Source organism: Microcystis sp. M079S1, from assembly GCF_020246425.1.
Lineage (GTDB): Bacteria > Cyanobacteriota > Cyanobacteriia > Cyanobacteriales > Microcystaceae > Microcystis > Microcystis aeruginosa.
The window spans coordinates 1-7,569 of record NZ_JADBSZ010000063.1; the positions used below are offsets into that span (position 1 = coordinate 1).

Here is a 7,569-nt window from a genome sequence, read left to right on the forward strand (position 1 = left end):
TCAATTTATTAAGCTCGTCATTGATGATAGCCATTACATGAAAACGGTCATAGATGATTTTAGCATTGGGAAATAATTCCTTGATCACTGCTGTAAATCCTGACCACATATCGACGCTCACTTCTTTCACTTTCTCCCGAATTGCTTCTGGTTGTGCTTTTAAGGCTTCCATTAATTCTTCTTGCTTATGTCCTTTAATCACATCTAGTAAAATTTTCTTGTCCAGCTCTACGACCGTTGTTATGAAATCTTTATGTCCTTTTAAGTTACTAAATTCATCTAAGCTTATTCGTTCTGGTGCTTCCCACTCTTCCTTTTCTAGTTCTTTAGCAAAGTGATTAAATATTAACCCAACTTCTTCCCATCCTAACTCTTCTTCTCGACTTATTTCTTCGATACTACAATTTTTTACTCTCTCATAAATCATCGATTCATAGCGAATTGTATGATGCTGTCTTAATCTCATAAAACTCAGTCTTTCGCTGATATACTTTTGGCACTTTTGACAATGAAACTGGCGGCGTGGTACTTCTAAATATACTCAATTGCCTAATATTGACAAATCTCTGACTAGATTATACTCTGTCTGATTGATTCTGTCCAAGGTTTCATGGCAATTCGGACATTCAATTGTTTCATTTAAAAGAGCGAGCTTTAGGAAAATTGTCTGCTCAATATAACCCACCTCCTGTTCTGTGTTACTATTATACCATGCTCACACAGAACCTAGAAGAGCCGAAATAGTGAAAGCTGTTTGTAAATGTCTTAACCCTTGTTGTAAAGGTACACAGCTAACTTCGTTTAAAAAGTCTAATTCTTCTTGCTTTTTCCACTCGGTTAGCATTGAAGAAGTTTGAGCGTAGCCTACTCTTTCTTGCTTTTTGTACCAAGCTTGTGTTCGTTCGTGGAGAGCTTTGTTGTAAACTAATCTTACACAGCCCAATGTGCGCCGCAATAGCGACTCTTGTTTTGGTGTGGGGTAAAATCGAAACGAATAGGCTTTTTCCATACCTCACATTTTAGCATATATTTTGTAAATGCGCTAATATTTAACAGTAAAGCCGTCGTAGAACGACGGGGTTTCAGACCCAAATTTTCGATGAGTGAGCAGAACACGCCCTTCTTGGGCTGCCCATTCCAAAATGGTTGGATCATCCATACCCGACAACCCAACATCTTGCACCCGAACCATGTCAAGCATTGGATTACGGCGAAACAACCCTCGAACGATTGTGTTATCGAAGTTCTCGTCAACCAGAAGCTTGATCATGCTTGCTGCGCTGCTTTACGTGCAAGAAGGCGATCTCGCAAGCCCTGGGGGTCAAATCTCGCTTGATTGATTACCCGAATCTTCTGTGCTTGCTGTTGTCGCTGTTGCAAGTAGGCTTCTACTTCCGATTGGTGCTTGAGGTAAAAAGCGATCGTGGCGTAAACGTCAGCTAGGTTTAGTGATGGATAACGATTAACGATTTCCTCTGCTGTCGCGCCCTGATTAAATACAGACACTACAGTATCCAATGTGACACGAGTTTTTCCAACGAGAATTACGCCGTCTTCATTGGCTTGCAGAGGAGCAGTTTCAGCCAGAATTGCTAAGGTCATAAGCATTTTCGTCGCCGTGCCTAAGATTTTATTGTCTAGTGCAAGATCGCTATTATAGCACGATCGATTTAACTTGACTAGGAATGGATCAAGGCAAATAATCAATTAATCGATCGAGATCAAGACTCAATGTCTGATAACTTGTTATTGGTGGGGTAGGGAATCACCTAAGTCACCCTGTTGAATTATTGATTGTCATTAAAAATGTTTAAGCGCTCGCTTTTCTTGCCCCTGTTAATTTTATCCCTTAGTTGTACGCTGCTTTTTAGCGCTTGTCATCAACAAACAGCTAATAATCCTCCAGCAACGACCAATAGTAACACAGAAACTTTAAAACTTTTATATTGGCAAGCGCCGACGATTTTAAATCCCCATCTCTCCACGGGATTTAAAGACTCAGAAGCGAGTCGCATTACCTTAGAACCTTTGGCTAGTTTCGATGAAAAAGGGGAATTAGTTCCTTTTTTAGCGGCAGAAATTCCTACTATTGAAAATGGGGGAGTTGCCCGGGATGGTAAATCGGTGACATGGAAGCTAAAAAAAGATATTAAATGGTCAGATGGTACTCCTTTTACTGCCAAAGATGTCATCGCTACCTATAATTTTATTACCAATCCGAAAACCGGTTCTACTAGCGCTGGCAATTATGAAATAGTTAAAAGTGTGGAAGCGATCGATCCCCATACAGTTAAAATAACTTTTAAGCAAGTTAATCCCGCTTGGTCATTAGTTTTTGTGGGGACAGAAGGGATGATTTTACCCGCTCATCTCTATGAAAAGTATAGCAATGAAACGGCACGCCAGGCCCCGGCTAATTTATTACCGGTGGGAACTGGCCCCTATAAAGTGGTAGAATTTAAACCGGGAGACACGGCAGTTTATGAACCAAATTCTTTCTTTCGAGAAGCGGATAAATTAGGTTTTCAAAGAATAGAATTAAAAGGAGGAGGTGATGCAACTTCGGCGGCAAGAGCGGTTTTACAGACACAGGAGGCGGATTATGCCTATAATTTGCAAGTGGAGGCTAAGGTTTTAAGTGATTTAGAAAAAGCGGGTCGGGGTCAGTTAATATCTAGTTTCGGTTCTTTGATTGAACGAGTTTTATTTAATTTGAGCGATCCTAATCAAGTTACTACCGAAGGTGAGAGGTCTAGTATTAAGTTTCCCCATCCTTTTTTGAGTGATGTGAAAGTAAGACAAGCTTTATCTTTAGCCGTTGATAGAGATACTATTGCCACGCAGCTTTATGGTATTACTGGGAAAACAACTCCTAATTTTATTGTGATGCCATCGGAATATAATTCGCCCAATACTAGCTATGAATTTAATCTAGAAAAGGCTAATAAATTACTAGATGATGCGGGATGGAAAGATAGTAATGGTGATGGCACTAGGGATAAAAATGGGGTGGAAATGAAATTAGTTTTTCAAACCACTGTCAATCCTCTCCGTCAGAAAACCCAAGAAATTATCAAACAAAGTTTACAAGCGATCGGGGTAGGAGTAGAATTAAAAACTGTTGATGCCAGTATTTTCTTTTCTAGCGATCCTGCTAACGATGACACGGTAGAAAAGTTTTATGCTGACCTACAAATGTACACTACTGGTAATAATAGTCCCGATCCGAAAGCCTATTTTAAAACCTTTACCTGTAGCGAAATTCCCCAAAAAGCTGATGGTTGGGCCGGGGATAATTATGCTCGTTATTGTAATCCTGAATACGATAAATTATGGCAAGCTTTTAGTCAAGAATTAAACCCAGAAAAACGGCGAGAAATAGGGATTAAAATGAATGATATGTTAATCAATGATTTTGTGATTATTCCCCTAGTTCATCGTGCCGATGTGGTGGCAATTAGCAATAGTTTGTCGGGGTTTGAATTAACTCCTTGGGATAGAAATACTTGGAAGATCAAAGACTGGAAGCGTAGTAAATAAATGCTGAAATACTTTCTGAAAAGATTATTATTTTCGATTCCCACTCTTTTAGCTATTAGTATGGTGGTTTTTGGCATTTTGGCCCTAGCACCGGGGGAGCCGATGGGAGAATTTGCCGCTAATCCCGCTATCACCGAAGCGGTGCGAGAAAATATTCGCAAAAGTCTCGGATTAGATCAACCCCTTCCCGTGCGTTATGTCAAGTGGTTGTTAGCATTTCTTCAAGGAGATATGGGCTATTCTTTCACCAGTCGCAGCCCGGTTTTTACCCTCATTTGGCAGCGTTTACCCACAACTCTCTGGATTGTCGGTATTGCCTATATTTTCGGGGTTTTAATCGCTTTTCCTTTGGGCGTAATTTCAGCAGTCAAGCGCTATTCTTGGTTAGACAAAATCATCTCTACTTTTTCCCTGCTTGGCTTTTCTTTACCCACCTTTGTGACGGGATTATTATTAATTATTATCTTTAGTGTGCAGTTAAACTGGCTACCATCTTTTTATAACAGTACCCTAGAAATTAGCGATTTTAATAGTTTGATCGAGCAGGTTAAACAGTCAATTATGCCCGTAACCGTATTAAGCTTATATCAAGGGGCGATGTTGATGCGTTTCGTGCGTTCTTCCGTAACTGAAGAAATTCACCAAGAGTACGTTAAAACTGCCTTAGCCAAGGGACTAACTAATTTTTCTGTCCTAACTAAGCATATAGTGCGTAATGCTTTAATCCCCGTTGTCACCCTGATTGCTCTCGATATTCCCTCAATTTTTACCGGTGCTTTAGTTACAGAACAAGTGTTTCGTGTGCCGGGTATCGGTGCTTTATTAATTGATTCTATTTCCCGCAGTGATACCCCCGTAGTGATGGCGATTACCTTTATCTATGGGATTTTAATTGTTATCTTTAACTTAATTGCCGATTTAACCTATAGTTGGCTCGATCCGCGAGTCAGATATTAACTATGAACATTACAGAATCCTTACACACGGCGATTTTAGTCACCGATCTAGAAAAAGCCGTTAACTTTTATGAAAATGTTCTAGGATTGACTAGAACTGATCGCCCTTTTCAATACGATGGGGTTTGGTATCAAGTGGGAGATTATCAAATTCATTTAATTGTCGATACCAATTATCAAAACTACCGTCCCAATCCCGAAAAATGGGGACGCAATCCTCATATTGCCTTCGCTATTGATGACGTGGCGGCCATGGGTAACTATCTAGAAAGTCAAGGTTATACAATTCAAATGAGTGCCTCAGGCAGAAAGGCATTATTTGTCAGTGATCCCGATGGTAATATTCTAGAAATGAGCCAAATTTAGCCTGAAAAATTACCCGATATGTTAGACCAATTACAGACTCAACTCTATCACATTGAACAATACGCCGATCGCTTAGTGACTTCCCAACTAACTCACCTTAGTTTTGTCAGTATTGCCGTGATTTTTCTAGCCGGTTTACTCACCAGTCTTACCCCCTGTATGCTGTCGATGTTGCCGATTACCGTCGCTTATATCGGGGGTTACGAAAATAAAGGTCGTTTAGCGGCTTTTTGGCAGTCCACATGGTTTTCCCTAGGATTAGCCACCACCTTAGCGGGATTGGGACTAATTGCCGCTACTTTAGGAAAAGTCTATGGACAGGTGGGGATCGGTTTACCAATTATCGTCAGTGCGATCGCTATTTTGATGGGGTTAAACCTCTTGGAATTATTACCCCTGCGCTTCCCCTCCCTTGGCGCTACCGATTGGATTACCGGCGATTTTCCCCCGATTTTGCGGTCCTATCTTCTTGGTTTAACATTTGGTTTAATCGCCTCTCCTTGTAGTACACCAGTTCTGGCAACTCTATTGGCATGGGTGGCAAATACGGGGGATTTAAGCTTAGGAGGGGGATTATTGTTATCCTACACTGCTGGCTATGTTTTACCCTTAATTATCGTCGGTTCTTTTACTGCCTCGCTGAAAAGCTTTCTTTCCCTGCGTCAATGGTCCGGGTGGATTAATCCCGTCAGTGGGGTTTTATTAATCGGTTTTGGAGTTTTTTCTTTATTATCTCGTCTGCTGTGATGGTGGAGAGTTATGATAGATAATCGGCTAGAATGGCCAAACTTTTAACTATAGAACCTCTTGTATAATTAATTTTTGAGGGTTTAAAAACTGCTCATTTTTGTAAATCTGCTGAGTGGGGATTTTTCAAGGTAAACTATCTTCTAAAATTGGTCATTACTTCCGATTTTATCACTCAATCCCAGCTTTTGGGGGGTTCTACCCCCCAAACCCCGGAGCGCATTAGCTTTTGGGTGGGATGCTTACAGACAGCTGCTGATAGATCTGTGATAATTTAAGCATCACTGATAATTGCTGGTTATCGGTATTTCTGCAAATGTGAGATACAGCCTAATTGATTATTATTCATTCTTAATTCTCCTGACTACTGACTCCTAACCCTAACAACAATTTTTGATTTTTACAAGAGGTCCTATGACTATATCGGAAACAAATTTAAATAATACACCGCCTCAATGGGGACGTAAATTTATCCAGACTATTGCCGATCTGCGATTAGCAATTATTCTCTTACTTTTAATCGCTATTTTTAGCATTTCTGGGACAGTAATCGAACAGGGTCAATCTCTATCTTTCTACCAAGCTAATTATCCTGAGAAACCCGCTTTATTTGGCTTTCTGACTTGGAAAGTTTTATTAATATTGGGATTAAATCATGTTTATAGTACCTGGTGGTATCTATCATTATTAATTCTCTTTGGTTCCAGTTTAACCGCTTGCACCTTCCGACGACAATTTCCCGCTTTAAAGGCCGCAAGAAACTGGCAATTTTATCAACAATCTCGCCAATTTCAAAAACTAGCTTTAAGTGCCGAATTAGAAACCGGTTCCCTAGAATCCCTCACCCCCTTGTTAGAAAAAAAAGGCTACAAAGTTTTTCTAGAAAATAACAGTCTTTATGCTCGTAAAGGTCTGATTGGTAAAATCGGTCCGATTATCGTTCATGCAGCCATGTTAATTATTTTAGCAGGAGCGATCTGGGGAGCGTTAACCGGGTTTTTCGCTCAAGAAATGGTAGCTAGTGGCGATAGTTTTCAGGTTAAAAATATTATTGAAGCTGGACCCTTATCTAAAAATTCTCTCCCTAAGGATTGGGGGATTAAAGTTAATCGTTTTTGGATTGATTATAGTCCTCAAGGTGATATAGAACAATTTTATTCTGATTTGTCGGTGATCGATAATCAAGGACAGGAGATCGATCGCAAAACTATTCAAGTTAACCAACCTTTGCACCATAAAGGGGTGACTTTTTATCAAACCAGTTGGGGGATTGCTGGGGTAAAAGTACAGGTGAATAATAGTCCGATCCTACAGCTACCGATGGCTAGTTTAGACACCAAAGGTAATGGACAAATCTGGGGAACTTGGATTCCGACTAAAACCGATCTTAGTGAGGGAGTTTCTCTTTTAGTCAGAGATTTACAAGGTACGTTAGTTGTCTATGATGCTAAGGGAGATTTAACCTCTGCTGTACGAGAAGGAATGACGATTCCCATCAATGGAGTTAATCTAAAAATAGTCGAATTAGTGGGCAGTACAGGTTTACAAATTAAGGCAGATCCGGGAGTCCCGATCGTCTATTTAGGTTTTGGTTTATTGATGATGGGAGTGGTAATGAGTTACTTTTCCCATTCCCAAATTTGGGCTTTACAATCGGGTGATCGCTTTTATATTGGTGGTAAAACTAATCGCGCTCAAGTCGGTTTTGAACGGGAAATAATTGATACCATTGAAAGGCTAAAGTTAAAGTAGAATTGACGTTAATCTGGTGTCGTTTGCCGATCAGTAGGTAGGTGTTAAAAATTTTCTGATCCCCCCACCTATCGGCACCCCCCTTATCAAGTAGGGCTGTTTCATTCTCCCATCAGAATATCAAAAGTAAAAGCGATCACTGTCAGGTAAAATGAGAAGTGAACGCGAACTTTTGAAAGATATGTTGAGCTTAATAGAAAAACTAAAA

At 40.1% G+C, this 7,569-nt stretch carries 7 protein-coding genes and 2 pseudogenes; 5 read left to right on the forward strand and 4 right to left on the reverse strand.

All coding sequences use genetic code 11. The features are described from left to right. From IM456_RS03725 to IM456_RS03740, 4 genes and pseudogenes are all read right to left on the reverse strand, one after another. Window positions 1-676: pseudogene (locus tag IM456_RS03725) on the reverse strand (ISL3 family transposase); the annotation flags it as partial. 66 nt (window positions 677-742) lie between these two features. Further along, window positions 743-1,009 (reverse strand): annotated as a pseudogene (locus tag IM456_RS03730) (helix-turn-helix domain-containing protein); the annotation flags it as partial. 33 nt (window positions 1,010-1,042) lie between these two features. After that, window positions 1,043-1,270 carry a DUF5615 family PIN-like protein gene (locus IM456_RS03735; protein ID WP_172970505.1) on the reverse strand — a complete coding sequence of 76 codons (228 nt, stop codon included), beginning with the start codon at window positions 1,268-1,270 and terminating at the stop codon, window positions 1,043-1,045. Beyond that, window positions 1,267-1,608, reverse strand: a complete 342-nt coding sequence (locus IM456_RS03740) for a DUF433 domain-containing protein (RefSeq protein WP_287691576.1) — start codon at window positions 1,606-1,608, stop codon at window positions 1,267-1,269. The genes IM456_RS03735 and IM456_RS03740 overlap by 4 nt, the downstream gene beginning before the upstream one ends. Window positions 1,609-1,806: 198 nt before the next feature. Here IM456_RS03740 and IM456_RS03745 point away from each other — a divergent pair, with 198 nt between their 5' ends. From IM456_RS03745 to IM456_RS03770, 5 genes are all read left to right on the forward strand, one after another. Beyond that, complete coding sequence (locus tag IM456_RS03745; RefSeq protein WP_287691577.1) at window positions 1,807-3,540, forward strand: peptide ABC transporter substrate-binding protein; 1,734 nt, start codon at window positions 1,807-1,809, stop codon at window positions 3,538-3,540. Beyond that, on the forward strand, window positions 3,541-4,497 hold the full coding sequence (locus tag IM456_RS03750; protein WP_149986594.1) for an ABC transporter permease: 957 nt from the start codon (window positions 3,541-3,543) through the stop codon (window positions 4,495-4,497). It abuts the gene before it with no gap. A 2-nt stretch (window positions 4,498-4,499) separates the two neighbouring features. Beyond that, complete coding sequence (locus IM456_RS03755; protein WP_149986595.1) at window positions 4,500-4,862, forward strand: VOC family protein; 363 nt, start codon at window positions 4,500-4,502, stop codon at window positions 4,860-4,862. 18 nt (window positions 4,863-4,880) lie between these two features. Continuing rightward, complete coding sequence (locus IM456_RS03760; RefSeq protein WP_149986596.1) at window positions 4,881-5,609, forward strand: cytochrome c biogenesis protein CcdA; 729 nt, start codon at window positions 4,881-4,883, stop codon at window positions 5,607-5,609. A 414-nt stretch (window positions 5,610-6,023) separates the two neighbouring features. Further along, complete coding sequence (locus IM456_RS03770; RefSeq protein WP_287691580.1) at window positions 6,024-7,361, forward strand: cytochrome c biogenesis protein; 1,338 nt, start codon at window positions 6,024-6,026, stop codon at window positions 7,359-7,361. Window positions 7,362-7,569: the final 208 nt, after the last annotated feature.

Coding starts and splice junctions, on each gene's coding strand:
- IM456_RS03755 (WP_149986595.1), top strand. CDS start 4,500: ATGAACATTACAGAATCCTTACACACGGCGATTTTAGTCACCGATCTA.
- IM456_RS03750 (WP_149986594.1), top strand. CDS start 3,541: ATGCTGAAATACTTTCTGAAAAGATTATTATTTTCGATTCCCACTCTT.
- IM456_RS03760 (WP_149986596.1), top strand. CDS start 4,881: ATGTTAGACCAATTACAGACTCAACTCTATCACATTGAACAATACGCC.
- IM456_RS03740 (WP_287691576.1), bottom strand. CDS start 1,608: ATGCTTATGACCTTAGCAATTCTGGCTGAAACTGCTCCTCTGCAAGCC.
- IM456_RS03770 (WP_287691580.1), top strand. CDS start 6,024: ATGACTATATCGGAAACAAATTTAAATAATACACCGCCTCAATGGGGA.
- IM456_RS03735 (WP_172970505.1), bottom strand. CDS start 1,270: ATGATCAAGCTTCTGGTTGACGAGAACTTCGATAACACAATCGTTCGA.
- IM456_RS03745 (WP_287691577.1), top strand. CDS start 1,807: ATGTTTAAGCGCTCGCTTTTCTTGCCCCTGTTAATTTTATCCCTTAGT.